1 protein-coding gene is annotated in these 255 nt (G+C 74.5%); it reads left to right on the plus strand.

The genetic code is table 11. The features are described 5' to 3' along the window. The coding region (locus NLU14_RS22465; RefSeq protein WP_275710790.1) for a carboxypeptidase-like regulatory domain-containing protein at positions 1–255 on the plus strand (255 nt) is incomplete at both ends.

The following is a 255-nucleotide window of genomic DNA, read 5'->3' on the forward strand; positions in this document are numbered from 1 at the left end:
CGCGGTGTTGCTGCCGACCATGGCGTCGGCGCAGGTGAGCACCGCCAGCGTGCGCGGCCAGGTGATCGGCGCCGACGGCAAGGGCGCGGCCGGCGCGCAGGTGACCGCGCGCAGCACCGCCACCAACCAGACCTGGCGCGCGACCGGCGATGCGAATGGCGGCTACACGCTCACCGGCCTGCGCCCGGGCGAATATGAAGTGACCGCCACGGCGGGCGCCGAGACCACGAGCCAGCTGGTGGTGGTTGCCGTCGG

The organism is Marinobacter iranensis, from assembly GCF_029207565.1.
In the GTDB taxonomy this organism is placed as follows: Bacteria; Pseudomonadota; Gammaproteobacteria; order Pseudomonadales; family Oleiphilaceae; genus Marinobacter; species Marinobacter iranensis.